Source organism: Bacillus atrophaeus (assembly GCF_039519175.1).
Taxonomy (GTDB): domain Bacteria; phylum Bacillota; class Bacilli; order Bacillales; family Bacillaceae; genus Bacillus; species Bacillus atrophaeus.
Genome location: NZ_CP154443.1, coordinates 2,111,491 through 2,135,014, shown reverse-complemented (window position 1 = coordinate 2,135,014; position 23,524 = coordinate 2,111,491). Strand labels below are relative to the sequence as shown.

Annotated in this window: 25 protein-coding genes and 2 pseudogenes; 6 read left to right on the top strand and 21 right to left on the bottom strand. The window is 42.7% G+C overall.

The genetic code is table 11. From position 1 onward, the window contains the following. Window positions 1-2: 2 nt before the first annotated feature. The 13 genes and pseudogenes from AAHT65_RS10755 to cotJA all read right to left on the bottom strand — a co-directional run bounded on the left by AAHT65_RS10755 (window position 3) and on the right by cotJA (window position 12,363). Window positions 3-2,327: an AraC family transcriptional regulator gene (locus AAHT65_RS10755; protein ID WP_343311491.1), complete on the bottom strand. Its 2,325-nt coding sequence runs from the start codon at window positions 2,325-2,327 to the stop codon at window positions 3-5. A gap of 23 nt (window positions 2,328-2,350) precedes the next feature. After that, window positions 2,351-3,385 (bottom strand): glycoside hydrolase family 88/105 protein, encoded by a 1,035-nt coding sequence (locus AAHT65_RS10750; RefSeq protein WP_258728777.1) that lies wholly within the window; start codon window positions 3,383-3,385, stop codon window positions 2,351-2,353. A gap of 15 nt (window positions 3,386-3,400) precedes the next feature. Next, on the bottom strand, window positions 3,401-4,294 hold the full coding sequence (locus AAHT65_RS10745) for a carbohydrate ABC transporter permease (RefSeq protein ID WP_343311490.1): 894 nt from the start codon (window positions 4,292-4,294) through the stop codon (window positions 3,401-3,403). Between the two features lie 3 nt (window positions 4,295-4,297). Next, a pseudogene (locus tag AAHT65_RS10740) lies at window positions 4,298-5,228 on the bottom strand (carbohydrate ABC transporter permease); the annotation flags it as partial. Further along, window positions 5,225-6,511: an ABC transporter substrate-binding protein gene (locus AAHT65_RS10735; RefSeq protein ID WP_343311489.1), complete on the bottom strand. Its 1,287-nt coding sequence runs from the start codon at window positions 6,509-6,511 to the stop codon at window positions 5,225-5,227. The gene AAHT65_RS10735 and the pseudogene AAHT65_RS10740, both read right to left, overlap by 4 nt. Window positions 6,512-6,615: 104 nt before the next feature. Beyond that, the gene (locus tag AAHT65_RS10730; RefSeq protein ID WP_343311488.1) at window positions 6,616-7,743 is read right to left on the bottom strand and encodes a response regulator transcription factor; all 1,128 of its coding nucleotides are present in this window, start codon (window positions 7,741-7,743) and stop codon (window positions 6,616-6,618) included. Further along, window positions 7,743-9,473, bottom strand: coding sequence for a sensor histidine kinase (locus AAHT65_RS10725; RefSeq protein WP_343311487.1), 1,731 nt, complete (start codon window positions 9,471-9,473; stop codon window positions 7,743-7,745). Before AAHT65_RS10725 ends, AAHT65_RS10730 begins: the two co-directional genes overlap by 1 nt. After that, complete coding sequence (locus tag AAHT65_RS10720) at window positions 9,473-10,093, bottom strand: YesL family protein (protein ID WP_277714409.1); 621 nt, start codon at window positions 10,091-10,093, stop codon at window positions 9,473-9,475. Before AAHT65_RS10720 ends, AAHT65_RS10725 begins: the two co-directional genes overlap by 1 nt. A gap of 142 nt (window positions 10,094-10,235) precedes the next feature. Beyond that, on the bottom strand, window positions 10,236-10,511 hold the full coding sequence (locus AAHT65_RS10715) for a YesK-like family protein (protein ID WP_088116689.1): 276 nt from the start codon (window positions 10,509-10,511) through the stop codon (window positions 10,236-10,238). A gap of 99 nt (window positions 10,512-10,610) precedes the next feature. Further along, entirely contained in the window at window positions 10,611-11,153 is a 543-nt protein-coding gene (locus AAHT65_RS10710; protein ID WP_258728772.1) for a GNAT family N-acetyltransferase, read from the bottom strand. A 131-nt stretch (window positions 11,154-11,284) separates the two neighbouring features. After that, on the bottom strand, window positions 11,285-11,854 hold the full coding sequence (cotJC, locus tag AAHT65_RS10705) for a spore coat protein CotJC (protein WP_003328404.1): 570 nt from the start codon (window positions 11,852-11,854) through the stop codon (window positions 11,285-11,287). Window positions 11,855-11,867: 13 nt separating this feature from the next. After that, window positions 11,868-12,131, bottom strand: coding sequence for a spore coat protein CotJB (cotJB, locus tag AAHT65_RS10700; protein WP_010787868.1), 264 nt, complete (start codon window positions 12,129-12,131; stop codon window positions 11,868-11,870). Beyond that, complete coding sequence (gene cotJA / locus AAHT65_RS10695; protein WP_010787867.1) at window positions 12,115-12,363, bottom strand: spore coat-associated protein CotJA; 249 nt, start codon at window positions 12,361-12,363, stop codon at window positions 12,115-12,117. Before cotJA ends, cotJB begins: the two co-directional genes overlap by 17 nt. A 236-nt stretch (window positions 12,364-12,599) precedes the next feature. Here cotJA and AAHT65_RS21630 point away from each other — a divergent pair, with 236 nt between their 5' ends. Both AAHT65_RS21630 and AAHT65_RS10690 read left to right on the top strand, forming a co-directional pair. After that, entirely contained in the window at window positions 12,600-12,785 is a 186-nt protein-coding gene (locus tag AAHT65_RS21630) for a helix-turn-helix domain-containing protein (protein WP_425524852.1), read from the top strand. Then, a pseudogene (locus tag AAHT65_RS10690) lies at window positions 12,761-13,119 on the top strand (transposase); the annotation flags it as partial. The gene AAHT65_RS21630 and the pseudogene AAHT65_RS10690, both read left to right, overlap by 25 nt. A gap of 58 nt (window positions 13,120-13,177) precedes the next feature. Here AAHT65_RS10690 and AAHT65_RS10685 read toward each other — a convergent pair. The 7 genes from AAHT65_RS10685 to AAHT65_RS10655 all read right to left on the bottom strand — a co-directional run bounded on the left by AAHT65_RS10685 (window position 13,178) and on the right by AAHT65_RS10655 (window position 18,499). Then, a complete protein-coding gene (locus AAHT65_RS10685) occupies window positions 13,178-13,897 on the bottom strand; it encodes a YebC/PmpR family DNA-binding transcriptional regulator (RefSeq protein WP_010787864.1) in 720 nt (239 codons plus the stop codon). A 246-nt stretch (window positions 13,898-14,143) separates the two neighbouring features. Then, on the bottom strand, window positions 14,144-14,272 hold the full coding sequence (locus tag AAHT65_RS10680) for a hypothetical protein (RefSeq protein WP_343311486.1): 129 nt from the start codon (window positions 14,270-14,272) through the stop codon (window positions 14,144-14,146). After that, a complete protein-coding gene (locus AAHT65_RS10675) occupies window positions 14,262-15,392 on the bottom strand; it encodes a tetratricopeptide repeat protein (protein WP_343311485.1) in 1,131 nt (376 codons plus the stop codon). The genes AAHT65_RS10680 and AAHT65_RS10675 overlap by 11 nt, the downstream gene beginning before the upstream one ends. 138 nt (window positions 15,393-15,530) lie before the next feature. Further along, window positions 15,531-16,028, bottom strand: coding sequence for a nitrate reductase (locus tag AAHT65_RS10670; RefSeq protein WP_343311484.1), 498 nt, complete (start codon window positions 16,026-16,028; stop codon window positions 15,531-15,533). A 256-nt stretch (window positions 16,029-16,284) separates the two neighbouring features. Then, window positions 16,285-17,145, bottom strand: a complete 861-nt coding sequence (locus AAHT65_RS10665; RefSeq protein ID WP_003328417.1) for a DMT family transporter — start codon at window positions 17,143-17,145, stop codon at window positions 16,285-16,287. A 116-nt stretch (window positions 17,146-17,261) separates the two neighbouring features. Next, the gene (locus AAHT65_RS10660) at window positions 17,262-17,384 is read right to left on the bottom strand and encodes a PhrK family phosphatase-inhibitory pheromone (protein ID WP_343311483.1); all 123 of its coding nucleotides are present in this window, start codon (window positions 17,382-17,384) and stop codon (window positions 17,262-17,264) included. Then, window positions 17,384-18,499, bottom strand: coding sequence for a Rap family tetratricopeptide repeat protein (locus AAHT65_RS10655; RefSeq protein WP_343311482.1), 1,116 nt, complete (start codon window positions 18,497-18,499; stop codon window positions 17,384-17,386). The genes AAHT65_RS10660 and AAHT65_RS10655 overlap by 1 nt, the downstream gene beginning before the upstream one ends. A gap of 327 nt (window positions 18,500-18,826) precedes the next feature. Between AAHT65_RS10655 and AAHT65_RS10650 the strand changes: the two genes are divergently transcribed. The 4 genes from AAHT65_RS10650 (at window position 18,827) to AAHT65_RS10635 (ending at window position 21,903) form a co-directional block, all read left to right on the top strand. Next, window positions 18,827-20,599 carry a ribonuclease YeeF family protein gene (locus tag AAHT65_RS10650; RefSeq protein ID WP_343311481.1) on the top strand — a complete coding sequence of 591 codons (1,773 nt, stop codon included), beginning with the start codon at window positions 18,827-18,829 and terminating at the stop codon, window positions 20,597-20,599. A gap of 5 nt (window positions 20,600-20,604) precedes the next feature. Further along, window positions 20,605-20,913 (top strand): hypothetical protein, encoded by a 309-nt coding sequence (locus AAHT65_RS10645; RefSeq protein ID WP_343311480.1) that lies wholly within the window; start codon window positions 20,605-20,607, stop codon window positions 20,911-20,913. A 262-nt stretch (window positions 20,914-21,175) separates the two neighbouring features. Continuing rightward, entirely contained in the window at window positions 21,176-21,541 is a 366-nt protein-coding gene (locus AAHT65_RS10640; protein WP_343311479.1) for a hypothetical protein, read from the top strand. 20 nt (window positions 21,542-21,561) lie between these two features. After that, on the top strand, window positions 21,562-21,903 hold the full coding sequence (locus AAHT65_RS10635; RefSeq protein ID WP_061573274.1) for a hypothetical protein: 342 nt from the start codon (window positions 21,562-21,564) through the stop codon (window positions 21,901-21,903). Between the two features lie 460 nt (window positions 21,904-22,363). Here AAHT65_RS10635 and AAHT65_RS10630 read toward each other — a convergent pair whose 3' ends face one another. After that, window positions 22,364-23,482, bottom strand: coding sequence for an MrcB family domain-containing protein (locus AAHT65_RS10630; protein WP_343311478.1), 1,119 nt, complete (start codon window positions 23,480-23,482; stop codon window positions 22,364-22,366). Window positions 23,483-23,524 lie beyond the last annotated feature (42 nt).

Below are 23,524 nucleotides of genomic sequence, written 5' to 3'. Positions count from 1 at the left end.
CTTCATGACGTTTCCTGATACATTTGCCGATAGACACCGGGCGGCATGCCCACCTGCTTTTTAAAAATCCGGTTAAAATAGCTGTGCCGATAGCCGACTTCTTCCGAAACGTCGTGGATTTTTTTATTTGTGCTGACCAGCAGCTCTTTCGCCTTTTCAATTCTGATGTCTGTGACATAATCAATAAAATTCGTTCCCGTCACTTGTTTAAACGCTTTGCTTAACGTGTACGAATTGGTACCCGCAGCGTCCGCACAGCTCTCAAGAGAAAGATCAGCCATATACTGATCATGAATCATCGCGATGACATGTTCAGTCAGCTGTTTCTGCTGTCTGTTTTTCCTGCCGTCAAGCTTTGCCAAATAAGGGCTGACTACCGTTTCCATCAGCCATGAGACCGCCTGGTCCGGGTGGCGCAATTCAGAAATGTCACGAAGCATATCTCTATTTGGGAACAATTCGGACGGATACAGCCCTGAATGCAGAATGTCCTCTTGAATGCGGGAAAACAGCTGAACCAGCGCAGGGTGGACGTGCATATCTTTGACCGCTTTTTCTGTCAGCTCATTAATAAATAAGCTGACCAGCCGTGCCGCCTCCTCTTTTCTCTCGAGCCGGATTGCCTGCAGAATCTGTTTTTCAAGCTCAAAAGGATAATACGGCGCAGGGTGTTGTGCCAGCTGATTCTCGTCATGCAAATCAATGATCTGATGGCGATTAGCGAAATGCCTGTGTGATTTGCCGATTTTCACATCCTTATACAAAGCGGGAATATCCTTCACATACCCGGCCTTCCTGGATATCGTCCCGGTTACCTTTAATCCTGCCGCCCTATTGATAGCTTTTGTCAGGTCGCCAGCAAACGGCCTGATATCATCCCGGACAGAAGGCCCGTTTTCCCGTACGAGAAGAACCGTTAATGAAAGCCGTCCAACATCAATTAATGAAAAATGGGGAAATCGGGAGGCTGCCAGCTCTTCCGTTATGTTGGCCAGCATAAAGGCGGCCAAATGTTCATCTTCAGCGAAAAATTCGCTTTCCTGACTCCCCAGCCCCGTCATCTGAATATCCAGCACGTGAAACAATTTATCTCTAATATCCCACCCGGCGTCTTCCATCCGTGACCTAAGGCTTTCTTCTGTGTGATAGTAAAAATCGCCTTGGATGAGCTGCTGTAAAAAGCTTTTTTTCATTTGAGGCGTTTGTAAAGAGATACGTTGCTGAAGCGTCCGGCTTTCAGAAGACAAATCATTCCACCTTTTTTCGAGCCATTTGAACTCATCCTGCTCAGCCGCTTTCCACGCTTTTTTCTCTTCTCCTGTAAACAGGCTGAGCAGATGCTGAACGGGGTGATAAATTTTTTTAGAGGCGTACCACGTCATAAACAGAGCCAAGCCAAGGCATATGACGATCATTGCGATAATCAATTTTGATAAAAAAACCATCGGAGCTGTAACAGAGGATAATGGAGCGGCTGATGCGTATGTCCACTCCTGATGCATTCGCTTTATGTGTCCATAGGAGACGGAGTAAACTGTGCCGCCCCATTTCATTTGAAAATTCCCGTCCGCCTTTTGCTGATTTTTCACCTCATGTATTAAAGCGTTTTTAAAATCCGCCGCTCCCTTTTTCCCTGCTTGGAATAAGACGTCATTTTTTTGATTCAAGAGGAACGCCCGCCCGTCGGGATAAGGAGACAGACTTTGCAGCATAGCCTTCATCTCTTTTGGATTCACTGTCAGCATCACAGCGCCAAACGTCTTTTCGGCTGACCCCGGAATGAGCTGGACAAGCATCGCTTTTGAAGATGAACCAAAATTGCCGCCTGTGTCCTTCCAATAAATATTGCTGTCTGAGGCTAACACCGATCGATACTCACGAAGCGCCTCCGCTTCTGTGATCCGGCTGTATTCGGGATTCAGCAAAAGGGGCCGGGGGCTGTTCAAAAAGACAGAAGCCTGCTCGATCAAGGGCTGCTGATCCCGCAGGAGAAACAGTCTTTTCGTTAGTTGATAGGAGAGCTTGAAATCTTTCTCTACATCTTTTTCGGTTAATCCGTTCATAAGCGCTGAATCAAAAGCAAGCTGGGTGAGCGTCAGTTCCAGCCCCTCCAGCTTCTCGTCAATCCGGTTCACTTCACGCACCACCTGCGCTTCATGTGAACGCTGCAGCTCATCTTCCACCTTGGCGATGGATAAAAAGTAAATGGCCCCGCCTGTCAGCAATCCGGGAATACATGCAATCAGCAAAATTAAAACAAAGTTTCTCTTAAAATATGATCCCTTCCAGCGTGAAACCCGTTCTTTGCTTTGAGGCTGCTTTTTCATCTCTGTCCCCCCGCTGCCGTCTTTTACTGATAAGCGTGCTTTTTCGTTTTGAGAACATCAGCGAGAAACGTCAGCGCAAGGCCCTGCCCCCACCCTTGAATTCTCTTATATGGCACCTGTTTATACCCGCCGGCATCCTTCATGACAGCCGTTCCGGCGGATACTCTGCCGACCCGGCCGTCCTCTTCCACTGCATCAAGAATGGCCGCAAGCGACTTTTGAATGTATTTCGTATATAACTTTCCGCTTGATAACAATGCGGAGGCAATACCTGAAGAAGCCGACACCTCCAAATAAGAATCCGGATCATTTACGATCGTATGCCATAATCCTGAATCATCCTGAAGCCTGACAAGCGCGCTCAGCTGGTCCCTCAGCGATCCGTCAATGATCATAAATGACGGATGTGTCACTTCGATAAGCGACAGCGCTTTTGCCATCGTCAGCGCAGCCCAGCCGTTCGCCCTGCCCCAAAAAATTCCGGACAGATGGTTTTTCGCCTTATTGTCCCAAGCATGATAGTAAAGATTTGTCACCGGGTCCTGCAACACGTCTTCATGTCCGTGAAATTGGCGCAAGCCGTCTTCAAAATAATCCTCCCTCTCCATCACCCGGCCGATTCTCAGCATAAACAGCCCCGCCATCATCAGCGTATCCGCCCACGCCTGCTCAGGAAACACATAATCCGCCGAGTTGACCGTATGCTGAAGGATGCCTTCGCCAAAGCGCGGCGCTTTATGGAGAACATATTCAGCCATCTCACCCGCCGTTTCGAGATACACATTATCCCCTGTCACCTGATGCAGAAACAGCAGCGTATGACCGATGGACACCCCGTTGATCGAAAGCGGCGGCAGCCCATCCTCAAGCTGTTCATCCACCCACGTTTTTAAGAGATGAATATATTCCTCATTTTCAGTGGCTTCATAAGCTTCTGCCACTCCATAAAAAGCTACGCCCCCGGGCCAATCCCAGCCGAAATCCATCTGAAACGTCCGCTTGACGATCCGGTCGATGACAGATGTTACCCTTTCTTCATCAAACATAAGCTGTGCCATGAATTCCACTCCTTTTTATTTTAATCCGCTTGTGCTGATGCCTTGGACGATATATTTTTGAAACAAAAAGAATACGAGTATGACGGGCAATAACGAGACGGCGGACATCGCAAACATCGCCCCCCAGTTTGAAGCCGTTTCAGTATCTAAGAAGAGTTTCAAAGCGAGAGAAACGGGATACAGCTCCGGTTTATTCAAATAAAGCAGCGGCTGGATCAGTTCCTCCCATTTCCAATAGAAAGAAAAAATCGCTGACGTTGCAAGCGCCGGGGCAATGAGCGGCAGAATGATCCTCCAAAAACAAGCGAACCGCCCGCACCCGTCAATACGGGCGGCTTCATCAAGCTCCTTCGGAATCGTCCTGATAAATTGAATCATTAAAAAGATAAAAAACGCATGCCCGAAAAATTGGGGAACGACAATCGGTTTAAACGAATTCAGCCAATCAAGCTTCGCGAACATAATATATTGCGGAATCATCAGCACTTCATGGGGCAGCATTAACGTGCCCATCATGCACGCAAACCAAAAAGCTTTTCCTTTAAACGGAATCCGCGCAAATCCGTACGCAATGACAGCGGATGACAAAACGGCGCCGATCGTAGACAGCCCGACAAGAATGGCCGAGTTTTTAATAAAAGTCAGAAACGGCTGGCCGGCGATTCCCTTCCACCCCTCTGCATAATTTCTGAGAATAAAAGGGTCTGGAATGAGAGAATGAGAAGTTGAAAAGATACTGGAGCTTTCCTTAAATGAGCTGACAAACAGCCAAATGACGGGATACAGCAATACAACCGCCAATGAAGCGGTGAAAACATGGAACAATATGCGTTTGGGCTTGATACCCCCGGTTTTTTTTCTTTGACCCACCGCCGGGGCTTTCTTGACAGGCTGGTTGACCGGCTCCATCCGTTATTCCTCCTTCGATTCGTAATGCACCCAATATGAAGAGGTCTTGAACAAAATGAGCGTAATCAGCCCGACAATGAGAAGCATGACCCATGCCATAGCAGAAGCGTAGCCCATTTGAAAATAGTTAAACGCCCGCTGGAACAAATACAGGGAATACAGCAGCGTCCCGTCAAGCGGCCCGCCCTCGCCCTTTGAAATAATATAGGCTGGCGTAAAGGTCATAAACGCAGAAATCGTCTGCATCACCAGGTTAAAGAAAATAATCGGCGTCAGCATGGGAAGCGTGATTTTCACAAAACGCTGCACCCGATTGGCCCCGTCTACACTCGCCGCCTCCAAGTAGGAAGGCGGAATATTCTTCAGCCCGGCTAAGAAGATCAGCATTGAGGAACCGAACTGCCAGACGGACAGCAGAATCAACGTCCATAAGGCGCTCGCCGGATCTTGATACCAGAGAATTTTCTGATCAATACCGACAAAAAACAGAAGCGCATTGATGACCCCGTCATTTCCGAAAATATTGCGCCACATAATCGCAACAGCAACACTTCCGCCGATGATCGAAGGCAGATAAAAGAGCGTCCTGTACACCGCCGTCCCTTTCGCTGCGTTGTTTAAAATCACGGCGATAAAGAGGGCGAAGCCGAGGCGGAGCGGAACCCCGGCGAGCACGTACGTAAAGGTGACTTTCAGCGATTGCCAGTACTTTTCATCTCCTGTGAACATTTCTTTATAATTGGAAAGCCCAATCCACTTCGGCGCCGTAAACAAGTCATAGCTTGTAAACGACAGAAACAAAGACGCGCCCATCGGAATCACCGTAAAACATAAGAACCCAATAATAAACGGAGAAATAAACGCGTATCCCGCCAGATTGTCTTTTCTGATACTCCGGCTTTTCGTCATGGCCGTCATCCCCATTCCCCGTTAATTATTTCTCTTTAAAATGTCGTTTGCTTGCTTTCTGAATGTCTTCGCCGCTTTTTCAGGCGTCACTTTTTGGTAGAGAATCTGATCTGACGTATCCTTTAACAGCTTAATGACCTCAGCGCTTCCCACAGGCTCCGGCGGGTCCGCCTTGCTGATGTTTTTCGAAGCGGCTTCGACATACTCCACGATTTTTGTCTCCTCTTCATTCAGCTTCGGTTTAATCGCTTCTGCCACCTTGTCGGACACCGGAACGCCCCGCTCCCCTTTGATCAGAAGGTTTGCTTCTTCACTATTAATAAAGAAATCAATGAATTTCGCGGCCTCTTTTTTATGCTCTGAGCTTTTCGGTACTGAAAACAGCATACTCGGCTTCAGCGTCAGCGCCTTTTCCTTCATTTGCTCAGGCGGCAGATAGAGTGAAAGCGGGGCGTCGGTCAACTGGGCAAATGCCGCATATTGGTTGGAATAATTCCATGTTGCCGCCGACTTGTTTTTCACAATAAAATCATCTTCCATCCCTTTAATCTGCGCGCTTTCATCTGGTGTCGGAGAGGTTTTCTGATTGACAAGCCTCACCTGCCGTTCAAAATAATCAACAAATAGCTGATCATCCTGATAGGCGAGGCCCGTGCCGTCCTCTTTATAAAAACGCTCGCCCTTTGTTCGTAAATAATAAGGGAAGAAAATATCCGGCGGATGCATGCCGTTTGAACCGTACACGCCTGTTTTTTCCTGCACCTGATAAGCCAGTTTTTCATAATCGCTCCATGTCCAGTTTTCACTGTCAATCTCAACGCCCGTTTCCTTCAAAAGTTCGTCATTGGCGATGACTGACAGGACGTTAACCCCAAGCGTAAATCCGTACAGCTTTCCGTCTAACATGCCGCCCGACATCTTATTTTGTTTGATCGAACTGATATCAATTGTTCCGTCCTTCGTATATGGCGTCAAATCCTCAAGCTGCCCCTTTTTTCCGTACTGGGACAGATAAGCTGTATCCATTTGAATCACGTCAGGAAGCTGGCCGGCTGCGGACATCGGCGCAAGCTTTTTCCAATAATCATCCCAGTTGGCAAACTCCGCTTCAATATGGATATGCGGATTCTTTTTTTCATACAGTTCAATGACCTTCGTTGTATAATCATGACGCGGCTGGCCGCCCCACCAAGCGATCCTGAGTGTAATGTCTTCTTTTTTTCCTGAAGCCTCTTCACCTGCTGAACTGCATCCGCTGAAAACAAAGGCGCACACAACTGTAAGAAAAACGATAGCAGCCTTTTTCAAACCCCATACCCCCTTTTATGTAAGTGCTTACATTTTATTTTAAAGCGTCCTGGTCAAGCGAAACACTCAAAAAACAGTGAGAAAAGTTAAAAAAACAGAGATGGCTATCTGACAGAAGCGCCTCTCTGTTTTTTACGATATTTTGACGGCGTCAAGCCGGTATATTTTTTAAACACAAGGCTGAAATACTTCGGATTATCCCCAAAGCCAATCTCTTCCGCTATATCAGAGACACTCACATCTTTGCGGCTTTTCATCCGCTTCATCGCATGTTCAACCCGGATTCTGGTGACGTAAGCGGAAAATTTCTCGCCCGTTTCCTGCTTAAATAATTTCCCGAGATAATCGGGATTCATATAAAGCATCTCCTTCGCCGCCCATTTGAGAGAAAGATGCGGATTGCTTAATTCACCGCGCACAAGCTTAACCATTTTAGATATCAAGGCAGAATGCTTCGACTCGCTGTAAGCGTCCGTTATTTCCTCAAACAGGTCCTTTGCATGACGGAGCTCACCCGCACGGCTGATAGTCAGCTGGCAGCCCTCAAAACACACCGCCAGCTTTTTTTCCAAAACCTCTTCGTTTCTTTGTGCCTCTACAGCCAAAATCGCATAATCCCCGAGATGGCAAAAAGCCGTCAGATCAGAACCGAACGCCTCTTTAGCCGTTTGATAACTTTCTGTGGCTGCGTCTGTTTTTACGAGAATCAGATTGATTGTCTTATCCTGCACCGCAAGCGGAGGCGCTTGATTCTTCACACCTGTTAAAAGGCCCTCCAAATACTGATTGGCTGCGTATGACCGAATATGTTCAAGCTCGTCCTTCAAACACTCGGCCGCCTTCTCCCGCCGCTCTTTCTGTTTGAATTCGGCAATGATCTCCTTCAGCGAACTGATAATTTGCTGTTCATTGCAAGGCTTCACTAAATAGTGCTTGACGCCGTACTTCATGGCTTGCTTCGCATATTCAAATTCGCCGAAACCCGACAGCAATATAAATTGAACAGACGGACATTCGGATGAAACTTTTTCGATCAATTCAAGCCCGTTCATGCCGGGCATTTTAATATCACTGATGACGATATCAGGCTTATACCGCATAATAAATTCATAGGCGTCCAGACCGTTTTGCGCTTTGCCGATTAAAGAGGTTCCGATGGAATCCCATTCGATAATGCCGGCGATTCCGTCAAGAATGATTCTTTCATCATCTGCCAGCAGAACCTTATACATCACGCCATCCCCCTTTGACATGGTATTTTTATAAGGATTGTTGTGCCCTTTCCTTCCCCGCTTTGTATGGTCAGCCCATATTGGCCGCCAAATGTCAGCCTGATCCGGTCATGAATATTTTGAAGCCCGATCCCCCGTCCGCCCGTTTTTTCAAGAATGCGGTTATCCATTCCCGGGCCGTTGTCTTCTACAGTCAAAACCACATGCCCCGCCTCCAGTTTTGCACGAAGCCGGATGGCGCATGGCCGGGTAAAAGGCTCAAGCGCATACTGAATCGCATTTTCCATAAGAGGCTGGAGGGAGAGCTTGGGGATCAGGCAATGCTTTACCTCCTCATCAATTTCCAGTGTAAAGTTCAAACGCTCTTCAAACCGAAACCGCTGAATGGTCATATAATGCAGAACAATCTCTGCCTCCTCCTCAATCGTGACCGTATCTTTTTTCATATTAATGCTGTTCCTTAGCAAATAACCGAGCGATTCCACCATTTTTGATATTTGCTTCTGCTGGTTAGCCTTTGCCAGCCAGTTGATCGACTCAAGTGTGTTGTATAAAAAGTGGGGATTGATTTGAGCTTGAAGCGCTTTGCATTCCGTTTCTTTAATAATCAATTGTTTCTCGACATTTTCTTCGATTAACTCATTAATCCGCCTCATCATCATCGTAAAATGACGATTCAGCATGCCCGCCTCATCCTGGGTATCCTCAGGCAGCGCCAAAGATGCTCCCGCCTCAAGACCGCCGGATTGCACCGCCTTCATGGCCGAGACAAGCTGTTCAATCGGCCCTGTGATGCTGTTGGCGATTCTTCTGCCAAGAAGCAGTACTATACTGAAAAACAACAGAAAGAAAATCCCAAGCACCGTTTTCATAAAAGTGATTTTCGCGAACATATCGTCAAATGGGATGACATTGTAATAGCTCCAGTTTTGGTAGGATGATGGAAGGGATGAGATAAAATAGCGCTTGCCATTCTCTTTCTTGATTTCATAACCCGGAAGCGCGGGAATATGGTTTTTGATATCTTTCATAAGGGCGGAGGAATTTTCTGAATAAACGATGCTTCGCTGATCCGCAATGGCGATATCCCCGACCGAGTCGCCCCAATCCTTCGGCAGGTCATGGATGATCTGTTTCAAATTCACCTGGATCACGATCATGCCTAAATTCTCCAAGCTTAACTGGTGATAAGATCTAATTTGCCTGGCTGATATCAAAAGAGGCTGTGAATCGCCAAGTGTCAGCCACAGATTAGCTCCTTTCTTCGCTTTTGCTTTTTCAAAGACGGCGCTTTTTTGCTTCTCCCCAAGATCGGCTGAACTGCTGCCGGCCGCATACTCAGTACCGTTCTTATCGTACAAATGAATCGATTCGATGTATGCTTCTTCTCCCGCATATTCCCCAAGCTTATCCCACAAATCTCTTTTCATTTTGTATTGAGTATAAGCACTATCATGATCCTGTACATGTTGAAGATGCGCCTGAATCTGTTCATCCGCCATGATCTCATACGACATTTCTTCAATCTTCTTCAACTCGTCTTCAATGCTTTTAGAAGACATCCGCAGCACATCAGAAGACTTGCGGTAAATCTGTTCATCATACACATGAAAGGCATACTGCACTCCGCTGTATACAAACAGAAATGACACCGCCATAATCAATAAAATAAAAACAAACAGCTTATCTTTGATTTTCAGCCGCCTGTAAAAACCAATGAGTTTTCCCATCACGCCGCCTTTTCTTTTGCATGGCGATCAACTGCTGAAAACGCCTTAAAAGCGAGCTTTGTTAAGATAAAGCTGAGCACGCTGCCGCTAAAAAACAGCAGAAACGTCATATGGAAAAACACAAGAAACAGCACACCGACAGCGCTTACCGCCATTCCAAGCGTCACCGCGGGCCTGCTGAAGGCAATCAGAAAACTGAAGCTCAGCACCTCTTTGATTTTCACATCATAGTGAACATACACCGGAAACACATATAAAAGAATCAACGCGTATATCAAGCCGATGCTCATAAATACATTCACAAGGAGAGGCTGGTTCATCCCCGCCGCAATCTGTACGTCCGCATAAAGAAACACACCCGTCAGGCCGAGTATCAGCCCAACCGCATTCGACCGCCCCCACTCTTTTTTGTATGCACGCAGAAATACAGAAAACACGGACGCATCAGGATTGCCCTTCACCCACTCCCTCGTCACGGTAAACATCGCCGCCGTTGCAGGCATCACTCCGGCAACCCCAAGCCCCGCAAGTGTAAACAAAAGCCAAAGCAGATTCAGATAAGCCAGACGCATCACCCAAACACAAAAACCATGAAGACCATTTGTTAAGCTGTGTACCATGTCATCACCTTTCTTTATATAGAAAACGCTTACAATGTTGTGTTAGTATATTTCTGCTTCCGAAAAAAAAGTCCTGCTGTTCCCACCCAACAAATAAAAGGCTCGCTCATCTCAGGATGCGAACCTTTTCTCATCTGAAAGCCTATTTCCGGCAGCTTTTCATCAGCCGCAAGACCCGCTCAGCCGCATATCCGGCAACCGTTCCAAAGAAAACAAAAATCCCGATAAGCCCGAGCCCCATGCCTTCCCAGCCGCCAACAACAAAAATACTGTACAAGACTGTAAGGAAGCTGAGCGCAAACAGGCAGATTAACATCCATTCCGGCCACATCTTCTGAGGATATTTTTTTCGAAACCATACTGATAAAAGAGCAACAATAAAAAAGGTAACGATCCCAATACAATAAAAAAATACCATGAATCTGAAAACCTCTCTTTCTTCTACCTTCATTTGTTAATATTATACAATACCTATAATATATGCACGAAAAACAAAAAAGCACCCTAACAGGATGCTTCAGCTTGTCGAGATCACTTTTTCATATGTACAAAAGCCGCTTGAATGTCGTCTCTCTATCAATTGATACCCCATCCGGCGATAGAACGCATTGAGCGCACCATTCTCAGACACACAGTCGAGACGAATCCGGCTTTTCCCCGGGTAGAAAACGCCCGTCTCGGCCCATGATAAAATCGTTTCTCCCAGCTTCCGGCCGGAAAAATGACGGTCTACGGCCAAGCGGTGCAGATAGATGGATTCCTCATGCCCCTGATCACCCCAAAGCTCTCTGTCCCACTCACTGGGCTGCGGCAGCAGCATCACTACCCCGGCCAATGCCTCCGCCTCCTTAAAGAGAAAAACATGTCCGTCGGCAATGGAACCAAGCATATTATGAGTGTCCTTCCCCTCCAATAATCCGCTCCATTGGCTTGATCCCTGTTCACGAAGCCATTCAGCAGTGCGAACAAGCAGCGCCTCCACCTCTTTCGCATCCTCACGCTTCGCTTCACAAATATGGAAACTGTCTACATCCGTTTCAATGATTTTAAAAGATGTCATAAAGGCCTCCTTCATCTTATATCCAAGCACGCCTTTATTATAAATGAAAGTGCGGCAGGCATAAAAGACATACAGAGCGCAAACCAGAGGCCGTCCCACTAAAAAAACGCACTGGTACCTAGCCCCAGCACTTAAAAAAGTTTCTGCCTGTCACGTTCTTCCTTGAGCATCTCAACTGCTTCTCTGAATCGCATAGAGTGTACGATTTCACGTTCACGCAAAAAACGGAGGGAATCGTTCAAGTCAGGATCATCAGAAATATCAATCAGCCATTGGTAGGTCGCCCGCGCTTTTTCCTCCGCTGCGATATCTTCGTATAAGTCCGCGATCGGATCGCCTTTTGCCTGAATGTAACTGGCGGTAAACGGAACCCCGGCGGCATTGTGATAAAAAAGCGCGCTGTCATGATTGACGTAATGGTCGCCAAGCCCGGCTTCACGCAATTGCTCAGGGGTCGCGTCCTTCGTCAGCTTATACACCATCGTTGCAATCATCTCCAAATGGGCGAACTCCTCGGTCCCTATATCAGTCAGCAGCCCGATCACTTTGTCAGGTATGGTGTAGCGCTGGTTTAAGTAACGAAGAGCCGCCGCCAGTTCGCCGTCCGCGCCGCCATATTGCTCGATTAAGTATTTGGCCAGCGTCGGATTGCACGTGCTGACCTTTACAGGATATTGCAGCTTTTTTTCATACACCCACATTGATGATTCCTCCTTATACTTGCCACGGCCATGGCCCCTGATTCCAATCCCACTCGTCTCCGGCCGGGCTGTTTCCATACTGCAAGAGCGGTCCGTATGATGCTTCAAATTTTCTCTTTAAATGCCTTGAGTAACCGGAATATTGGTTGAATTGCTGCAAAGCCTGATGATCATCAGAATGTGTATCAAGATAAAGGCTCAGCTCAACAAGCACAAAATCCGCCGCCTGAATCTGTTCAAGCAACCGGTAGTACTCCTCGTCAATCTTTTTTGCCATGTTTGTCTCCCCCTCGATAAGGATTTTCATAATAATCATAGAGATCCTTCCAAAGGGTGCCTTTCCTTAATGCTTCCATCGGTGAAAACTGCTCCAAATGAACAGGCTGGTAATTCATATAGAGATTGGGCGGTGTTCTGTAATATTTCTTCCCTATGGGCGGACAGGGATCAAAGCGGCTGTGAAAGGGTTTGTAGGATTTGATGGGTGTAAACGTTTGATCGTCTTTCATACTGTCTCCTCCTTTCTCAAAAAAACAATGACTTTAACATGTATGAGCCAAATGCCGGATTTATGACTTATTCGATTTAGCTGCTCTGCAAAAAAAGACTAAACGGCCAAAAGATATTAGACCGTTTAGTCCGAAAAAGGATAAAAAATTCATTGCAATGTTCGGGACTGCCCCCCAAAGATGAGACAAATAAAAAAAACCTTCAAGTTTGAAAAGACTTGGAGGTGTTTTTTTCTATGGGGACAAGAGTGAGTTATCCGGTTGAGGCCACACAGAAGGCTGTAGAAATGAGATTGGCAGGCGTGCCTGTAAAAGAGATCATGCAGGAGTTGAATATCAAGAATAAGACGCAGGTTCAGACATGGATTAGGTGGCATAGAGCCGGGAATACAGGGATAAGCAGGACACAGCCTTTGTCTTAGACACACTTAATCAGCTGCCAACACTGCTTGAGGAATCCGTGTTACAAAGTAACCAAGGTTCTGTATATGCATCTTACGAGTATCAGGAAGCTGTTAAAACAAAAGGCATTACCATGAGTATGTCCCGCAAAGGGACGCCCGCTGATAATGCCTCCATCGAATCGTTTCATTCCTCACTAAAGTCTGAAACGTTCTATCTTAACAGCATTGATCGAACGACGACCGGCATCGCCGAACGCACTGTCAAAGAATACATTCATGATGATAACAAATTCGTATTCAAACGAAACTAAACAGCCAATCACCGATAAACGATCGGCAATTGGCTGTATAAAGGTGTTTTGATCCCTGTTTCAAAAATGGGTCAGTCCCGATCAGGTCTGCCTTTCTTATTATTCACCAAGGTCTACGTTATGGTACACCTGCTGAACATCCTCTAAATCTTCTAACACATCAATTAATTTCTCGAATTGGACTTGTGCGTCTTCCGGCAATGTAATGTCATTTTGCGCAAGCATGGTCAGCTCCGCCACGGTGAAGTCAGTAACGCCCGCATTCTTAAACGCTTCCTGCACAGCATGGAATTGGTCAGGCTCCGCATACACAATCACCGCTTCTTCTTCTTCCAAAATGTCACGGACATCAACATCCGCTTCCATCAGGATTTCAAGCGCTTCATCAGCCGTTTTGCCTTCCACGCCGATAACAGCCGTCGCATCAAACATATAAGCGACAGAACCGCTCACGCCCATGTTCCCGCCGTTTTTACCAAATGCCGCACGCACCTCAGGCGCCGTCCGGTTCACATTATTCGTCAGCGCATCAACAATCACCATTGACCCGTTCGGCCCGAAGCCTTCATAACGAAGCTCGTCATAATTCTCCTCCGAACCGCCCTTCGCTTTTTCAATCGCACGGTCAATAATCGTTTTCGGCACACTGTATGTTTTCGCACGCTCCAGCACAACTTTTAACGCCTGATTTGATTCCGGATCCGGCTCCCCCTGCTTGGCGGCTACATAAATCTCCCGGCCAAACTTCGCATAAACCCGACTCGTATTCGCGTCCTTAGACGCCTTCTTTTCTTTAATATTGTTCCACTTACGGCCCATTATGTTCCACTCTCTTTCATATATATCAATCTGGATGATAGTTATTCACTTTATCCATTATACCTCAAACGGTTTGGTTGTTTCGAGTGTAAGGGGTTAGAAATAGAAGGAATCCAATCATCCGCATCGATTATTATTTCAAACATAATTCCTATCCGCCTATAGAATACAAACACACAGCAGAAAGGCAACAAAAAAATCCCCTTTGAGGGGATTTTAAAATTGAATTCGTATAAACCGTTTTCTTTATGTTTGATTTCGGTCTGAATCATTATGAATAGAGCTCTGTTCTGCCTTATTCATTGAACTAAAACCAAATCCCACACTCAACATAACAGCGGCAATAACAAGTGCAACACTCTTTTTAAATTTCATAAAGACATTCTCCCCTTTGAATTTGATTTTGAGTTTCTATCATTTTTTGATAATAAAAATGAGACTGTTCAAATTCATTTGCCTTTGCAAAAACGGTCGCTGTATCTAGAGCAATATCCTCTACATAAGAATAATTTTTTCGCTTTTCAAGATATTGAATTGTGTTTTTAACGCCAGACTGATCAATCGCATCAATATAAAGCGCTTTTAAATACTGTTGTAATGATACAAACAGTCCGTCGCCTTGCTGCAAAGCAATTGCTAATCCTTTGTTACTTACCTCTGCTGCGCATTTGCTTTTTCCCTGTTTAAATAAATATTTGGCCAGTGTGAACATAGAATGCGGGAGATTATTTAATTTAGCTTGATCTGAAATTCGCACAGATTTTTCTATATATTTCTCTGCCTTCTCAAAGTTCTCCATCTCACCATAGCACTTTCCTATGTTATACAAAGCGGAACTAATCAATCTAGCATTTTGCAACTCATTAGAGAGCTCTAAAGCTCTTTCCAGATGGGGCAAGCATTTGTCATAGCATTTAAAGTCCTCATAATTTCCCGCTATAACAAATAAACACTGAACTTTGCGTACTTTGTAAAGCTCATATTGATTATAAATCTCTAAAGCCTTTGACACATGATGCATCGAGACATGGGACTGCTTCATCCCGTAATACGCTTCTGCCAATTTGAAATGAAATTCGGCTTGTTCAATATCATCGGTAATATGGAACAGCTGCTGTTCCGCTTCCCGATAGAATCCTATTGCTTTCAAATATTCTTTTTTACTGAATTCATACATGCCGCGAAAAAGGAAGGAATAATAGTGGAGCATCCCGGATAGTTTTTTCTGTGAGGTTTCGATTTTCTTTAACAGCTCTGTCGTTGTAGGCCGGTGTAAATACTTATCAACTGGTTCCAAATAGTCTAACATCATTTGATGCCGAAAACACATAAGAGAATAATAGATCAGCAAATCCTGATCCTCTTCCATCTGCTGAATTTCCTGCTCGACTTCTGCTTTCAAAATCTCAGCATCCGGAATACTGAATTGACGAATCAACTTGTACCATTCATTAATCTTAACACCAACATGTGAAGATGGTATGGTTTGATTCACCCGCTTCCCTCCCTGCTTGTCTTTATATGTCATATTTTATCAATTCCAAATTTTGAAAACAAGAAGAAGGGAAGAAATTGTTTTTTCATCTTGTCAAAAGCTTCAAAACAGATTTTCACAGTTTCTGAAAGCAAGCCATTAAAACAGCGTTTTATACTCTAACCATTCATCCAAATCCACACTGCCTTGGACAGATAATAGACGATATAAATAACGATACGGAAGCCGAACGAATGTTAAATCGGGAAGCGGCATAACTTTCTCATATCCTATTGAAAACTCAGCCGCTGACGCTTCATCAAGAATGTACTCCAGACCGATAAAATCAAATGCCCTAGGTGCTATTACATAAGCTTCGGTATCCACTAACCCTGTGATGGTACGGCCGTCAGAAAGAAACTGTGAAGGATCTATGTCGATTAATACAAAAGACGAAGAATCAGGAGCAGGCAGCTCTTTTAACCCGCCAATGATATCAGGCAGTGTCGCTGCGATTTGATGATGATCAGCATAAAATGAGGACACGATTTGCTTCATACCGGTGATCACATGCTGATGGAAATCGGAAAGCTCCACTCGAAATGTCCCCGATGGATTGCCGGCGTACCTTTTTTGGTTCAAATGAATTCTTGCCAATCCCTCTCCAAGACTTTGCAGCACAGAAGGCGGCTGCCGATAAAGGATGAAACCGTCCGGCCTTCCAGCTTTTCCACAACCACAAATTGTCTCCTTAAAATATTTACTCTCATAAAAAATGAAGCCCTTCTTTTATTTTTATAATATATCGCAGCAAACAATGGAGAACCTCTCCTCACAACATCAACCCGGGAATGTTCCAAAAGCATTTTCTTTCTTAACCCGCTCGACATTTAAGGCAGCTCTTACTCAATAATTAACCTATCGCAACCGAAATGACTCCCAGCACCATAAAGGTTGCAGCTATCACTCTTAACTTCCCAAACCCCTCAGAAAGAAGGACAGATCCCATAATTGTTCCGATTAAAATACTTATTTCTCGAATTGGGGCCACATGACTGACGGGAGCAAAAACCATGACACTCAACGCTAAAATATATGCCAAGGAGTTAAATACCCCTACTCCCGCAGCTTCCCGGCGATGATGTTTCCATTCAAATGTAACCTCTCCCCAATTTTTAACAGCAAAAGGCGTTAATATGATTAAACGGCCAACTGTATTACAAAAATCTAATAATAAAGGCGGGATAAGAAAATTACTGACCGCTCCTTTATCCAAAAGGGTATAGCCTGCAATAATGACTCCGACAGCTAAGCTGTAAAGTATTGGTGCAAGAGAGTTCGTTTGTTTAAGCTTATCTATTCCTCCGGTAAAAAACAGAATACTGATCAAGATTAAAAATGTCCCTATAAAGGTAAATACCGTAGGCTTCTCGTTAAAAATAACAACAGCTAATATGCACGTTATGAGAGGCCCTGTACCTCTTGCAATAGGATAAACAAAGGAAAGGTCCCCTATCTTGTATCCTTTTTGAAGAACAAGGAAAAAACCTAAGTGAGCGATAATGCTCGCAATAATAAAAACAATTTGGATCAAGCCGATATGCGGCCTTTGATATAAAATAATTCCTATCGCTAAAGGTGTATAAAAAACAGTTGCAATCGCAGTAAACAGCCATATGAACGGAACTCCTCCATTAGCTTTTTTGGATAAATAGTTCCATGTCGCATGAATAAATGCAGATAATAACAAAATGCAAAGTCCCATGGTTGTCATGAACTTACCTCCCAACTAAAGGAAAACTTATAGAATATTATGTATAGCGCGTCCAAACCACTCTAAGCTATTAATTTCAAAACCAAAAAAGAAGCCCCTAAAGGACTTCCGCCACATTAACCTCCAACAGGCAGTTCCGCCGCTTTAAAATCTGCAGATACCATATTGTGGCTTTGAGAATAAGCAGCACCGCCTAAGACCATAGCTGTTAAAGAAAAGCAAAGAATGACTTTTTTCATTACATCTCACTCCCCAATGATCTCATTTTGTTTTCGGCTATCATTGCCATTTTAGCAAACTCTAGTGCTTCCTTGTAGTCTCCCTTATACTCATAATGGCTGGATATCAGCAAAGAAAGGTCATGAACGCCGTCAAGGTCATTCAGTTTATTTAAAGAATGGATATCATTTTTGCATGCTGGAAAGCTTTCTGAGGTGTCATGACAGTATAGGTTATATATCATATTTATTTTCTTTTCATATATCTTATTCCCGTTCTTATCCAGTTCTTCTTGTCCTTTTTTATAATAGAATAGGGCTTTATTTTTCTCCCCGATTTTGAAAAATTCTCTCGTCAGCATATAAAGAGAATTTATATAATAGCTTGACTCACACCATTCGTCATGACTCAATGCCTGCTGAACTGCTTGTATACAATCAATAGACCTGCCAGAGTTTGAATAAAGAATACTGATATTATGATGAAGCATAGCCTCTAGAAATGAATCCTCAATCTCTTTTGAGATCTCAATTGACTGTGTGAAATACTCTTCTGCCTCTTGAAACCGGTTCATGTGCATATAATTTGTAGCCATCACAACGAGGGAAACCGCCAGCTTCTTTTTGTACCCTTCATGCACCTTATAAATATTCATGGCATCTTTCGCATAATTGAGGGACACCACACTTTGCCGTAGAGACATATACAGCCAAGACACTTTGAAATAAAACTCTGCAGCTTCAATCTTGTCAGGAATCTTGACTATTTTTTTCTCTGCAACTTTATAAAGACTGATTGCCCGCTCAAAGTTTTTATTATAGGCTTCATGCATCGCCTCAAAAAAATAAAAATAGTAATCAATCATATCATCTGTTTGTTCAATACATTTGGATTGTGAATCATCAAAATAAGATCTGTCCGGCAGCCGCTTCCCCCTCGCATCAAAAAGCATCATCCGATACCTTTCCTCAAGCAATGAGAAGTAGATCAGCACATCTTGATTCTCCTCCATCTCATCGAAGGTAGCTTTCGCTTGCTCAAAGAGACTTTCCGCTTTTTCAATGTCATGCTTTTTTATGGCTAAATGAAGTTCATTTAAAACACCGCCGACAACCTCAGAAGCGACCTTGCTCATACCCAAGCCCTCTTTTCTTTTGAGAATTCTAAATAATCTGTATAATTATCATATCACAGTTTGTAAATTTATGTAATAACATGCAGTCAATAAGAAAGAAACTTCTCAATTGAAGTTCCTCATCTGATATATTTATTAAAAAATCCTTTTTCTAAACTAGCTCTTCCCCTTTTTAATTGATATATCAAAAATCATATTGAAAGTAATCCACACATAAAGTCACGGTTCTAAAGTATCATTTTTCCGATAAAACTCTTTCTCACAGCGACTTCCCTCCCGACGCGTGGTAAAATTTAGATATTGAATGCAAAAAGAAGGGAAATGGTCATGAAAATCTTAGATGCCAAAACACTCATGTCAGAAGCCGAAGACCGTGCAAAAGAATACAAAGAATTAAGAACCCAAATGGTGAACTTGAGAAAAGCGTTAAAAGGCGTCGCCGATCTTGACGACAGCGCGTTCTCAGGAAAGGGCGCCACCAACATCAAAGCATTTTACCACGACCACGTTGGCGTCACCGACCAATGGATCGACTACATCGACATGAAAATCGCTTTTTTCAACAGCGCCACCGGAAAAGCCGAAGATAAAGACCTGTCAGACGCTTACATAGAAGAATCCTTTTTAGAACACGAGCTGGCAAACGCCTATACAAAATCAAGATCCATCATGTCCGAACAGAAAAAAGCCATGAAAGACATCCTGAATGATATCGACGACATCCTCCCGCTCGATCTGTTTTCAACAGAAACCTTCAAAGACGAACTGGGCGATGCCAATGACAAACGCAAAAAAACACTCGAAAAGCTAGACGCTCTGGACGATGACCTGCTGACAGAATACGCCCTGTCAGAACCAAATGAGCAATTCATCAAAGCAGACTTTCAAAAACTGCAGGAGTCAACGGGCAAAGGCAAAAACGCCACGCCAATTCATTACAACGCCAAGGCGTATCGCGAGAGTGACATACATAAGAAAAAAGGCGTTATTGAAAAGCGGACGGATGCTTACTTGAAGGTTAAGAAAGAGGAAACGAAGGAACGCGAAATCAAAGATTTGAAGAAAAAACTTGCGGATGGTGTGTCAGATCCGGATGAATATTTAGAAATTGCCAAGAAGATTGGGTATGAGAACCTTGAACCTGCCCAGTTACAGTATGTGGTGCAGCTTGAACAAGCAAAACAGCTAGAAAAAGCCGGCGAGACTGTATTGGAAGTCGGCGAAACCGCTTGGGAAATTCTAAAAGGAAGCGGAGTCGCTCTTTATGATATCGGGAAAGACACGGTAACAGGCGTCAAAGATTTAGCTGTCGGCGCATGGGAATTCTCTCAGCTCTCCGATGAACAAAAATTAGCCAAAACAATTTCAACAGTATTAAACACGCCGTCCTATGCAAAAATCATATGGACAAACATAGCTGATTCATGGAATGATAAAATGGTTAACGGCGATGCATACTCACGATCGCATTATATTACCTATGCGGTCGGAAGCCTTGTTGGACTTAAAGGCGCTGGTTCTGCCGTAAAAATTACAGGCAAGCTTGGTAAAACAGGTGCTGCCAAAGTCGATAAAGTGCTGGAAGCTGGAGAAAAAGCCGCCGCCAAACATGTGAAGACAAGGATCAATTCTTTATCGAAAAGTAAATACGAACCAGCACTTGTCGGTATGGCGCAGGATATTGAAAGTACGCATAATGTGAAGAATACTCCACTGCTAAAGAAGGTAATAGAAGAAGAGAAAAATATCCTTTTCTTTAAATCCGAAACATCTAATTTCGGTAATTATACCGGTAATATTAAACCGGTAGCTAATATGGAAACTTTTTTTACTGAGATGGATTTTGGAACGTTAATAAAAGGTTCTGTTACAAAGACAAAAATTAAATACGATGGGCAATCAATTTATAAAGTCACTAAAAAAATTGATAATGAATATTTAAAAAAGGGCTTCGGAATTTATCTAGATGGCATGCATAAAGATCATCTTGAAGTTATAGATAAAAAAGGAAAAGTACAATATGTCCTTAATTTAGACGGAACAAAAAATATTGATAAAACCAAGAAAGCAACAGGCAGAACGATAAAAAACTGGAGATGAGAAATATGATAGAAAAACTTAAAAAAGTTTTAACTCACTTGGAAAATTTAAATGATCATGTTGGGGGCGAAATAATTTCTTCGGAAGAAATAAAAGAACAACACGAAAATTTAGAGGACTTCGCAAAATTACTTCAATCATTGGATAACCTTTTAGAAGAAAGCCAAACACTAGATTACAAGAATCCAGATTCAGTAGATAATAATTTAATGGAAATTCATAGATTAATGACTTCATTTGAATGGCATTTTTCAGAAATTGATGATCTAAATGTAAAGCTGTTCAAAACTTATAAAGATTCATTAAGTAAATAGCAATGTTCTTATGTCCCCTTCTTTGCTAAGGGGATTTTCTATATCTTTCGATTATTTAATTATTGAACTTTACTTTAAGAAGTATCTCATTGACAGTTAGAAAAAAATAATAAAACAATTAAACGCTCACGTAAGATAAAAAAACAAAATCACTTACAAGTCTGATAGTGGAGAAATCAAAAAAGGTACAACCATCTCAAAAGAAGAGCTATATACAAAAGGAATTAATTCAAAAACAATAAAAACACATACAGCAGAAGATGTGAATAATTGGTGGAAGGAACAAGGTTATACGGAACCGCCATATACACCAGGAACTCTAGTAAAGGAAATAGAAATTACAGAAAGAACAACTTTAGTTAGGGTATACGATGGAGAAAATTCACGAATGTATGGTGGTTGGGCAATGAAATATGAAGATATTAATGGTCTAACTCCACAAGAAATTCAAGAAAAGTTTGCATTACCTCATACTCCAAAATATATTGCCGATGTGACTTTTGAAAAAGGAGATATTATAAGAACTGGTGAAGTTAACCCTTTATTCGGATATAAAGGCGGAGGCACACAATTTGATATGAAGGGACAATTTATCGGTGAGTTTGGAAATGAGAGACCTATAAAATAATGACGAGGTGGATTATGACTATGGTAGCTTTTTCTAATGAAAAATTAAAAATTGGAAATATAGAAGTGAATTTCCAACATGATATCTTAGAAATTAAAGAGCTAAATGATATAATTATTGTTGTTTTAAAACTCCCTCCCCGAAGCAGTGAACGCAATAATGTATATGGAGTTTCAAAAGATGGGCACATTATTTGGAGAATATCTGATCCTGACAAGAGTCTTGCAGGAAATTTAAATGTTCCTTATGTAGGAGTAAGTATTGAGCAAGGTAAGGGAGTCGCAATTATAGACTTTGCCGGAAGAAGATTTTTCATCAACGAACAAGATGGTACTTTTTTAAGTATGGATATTGTGAAATAAAACTCAAGTGTATTTAGTTATTGAAATTGAAGGAGATAAAATGAAAAGTGCTATTTCGTTCATCGAGAGTACACTTACAATTGGAAATCTGCTAATTAAATTCAGTCATGATATTTATAAATTAAAGAAGTAAACAATATAATTGTTGTCTTGTTAAAGATACCTATGGGTGGCATCCAGAAACATGACAGGCAAAGCTGCAAACAACTCAACGAGCCCCCTAGCAAACAAAGACATGATGATTGCAGAAAACGGAACGCTTGGTTAAGAACAAGACGCAGCTTTTGGCTGCGTCTATTTTCTCGAAAATTAGGAGTAAGAGTATGTTTTTTAGAACTTTATTAGAAAATCCCATTCTTTATATTACCAACAGTCAATTATGTATTTGAATGTATTGAGAGTAATAAATAACACTGTTATAATTTAGAAAGCATATAGAAAGAGACTAAAGTGAATTACTCTAAATGTATTTTGATATACCATACATCCTTTTAAGATCAGAAAAAGTAATTTCTATCCCGATCCAGCTTAGTTGCTCTTTACGCTGTTCAAACAATTTTTTCAGCCGTTCCTCTTTCTCTTCATCTTTACCTAAATGAATAAGACGATGACAAAGTGGACAAAGACATATTAAATTTGCCAATTGATCTAAGTCAAATCGAAACTCTTCTTGTTTTGCAATAGGAACAAGGTGATGCGACTCAACATACGGTTTATTTGTAGATTTTGAAATAAATGTTTTATGTGAACGATCTATTTCACATGTATAATTTGAAAGCATCATAGCTTTTGATGCTAAACTCGCATTTCTTGTCCATTGTTTTTGCCCACCTTTGTTAAAGATTGGCTCTGGGCGTTCTCTCTTTTGATTGACTTCATATCCCTCAACTATACTCTCTGATACAATGAATTGCTGAGTTGCCAACTGATATTTCTCTTCATTATCCCTATCTTCTAAAAACAAACCGTCTTCCTTCAACAAAATGAAATCGTTAAACTGCTCTATAGATCTGTTTCCAATGAAACCTTCTAATTCTATGTATGTAATCAATAAAGCTTGTAAATCACTTATGATGACTTCTTCATCCTGCAAATTGCTAATATCATAGTATCGACCACATATATGTCCTAATTCATACCCTCTCGCAAGATCACCTTCGCCTTTTAAACTAATTTTCAAAAGGTTCATTTTCTGAGGTATAGTATTTAGTTTCTCTCTGATAATAGAAGCTGTCTTTTGAATTTTTGTCTTACCTAACTTGGTTCCATACTTTTCTTTGAAGTATGTCCATCCTTGATTCAAGCTAACGTATAAACCACTACCGTCAGCATTAAACAAGTAAACAATATAGTAGCCTCTTGTTGCTGAGGTTGTTAGATTCTTTCTAAAAATAGATATCCATGGAACCTCGGCCCATTTCCCGATCCCGACCGACCCTGCTACATGATATTTGGATAGATCTAATTTAGCCTCTACAATAAGATTTCCCTTTATTTCATGACGAATAAGGTAACCAAGAGGATGATTCTTGAAGGTTTCACTCTTGGCATGTTGATAATTTTTTAAAACCTTTTTCAATTTTTCTTGAATGGGGAAATCTGAATGACTTGTAACGTTATC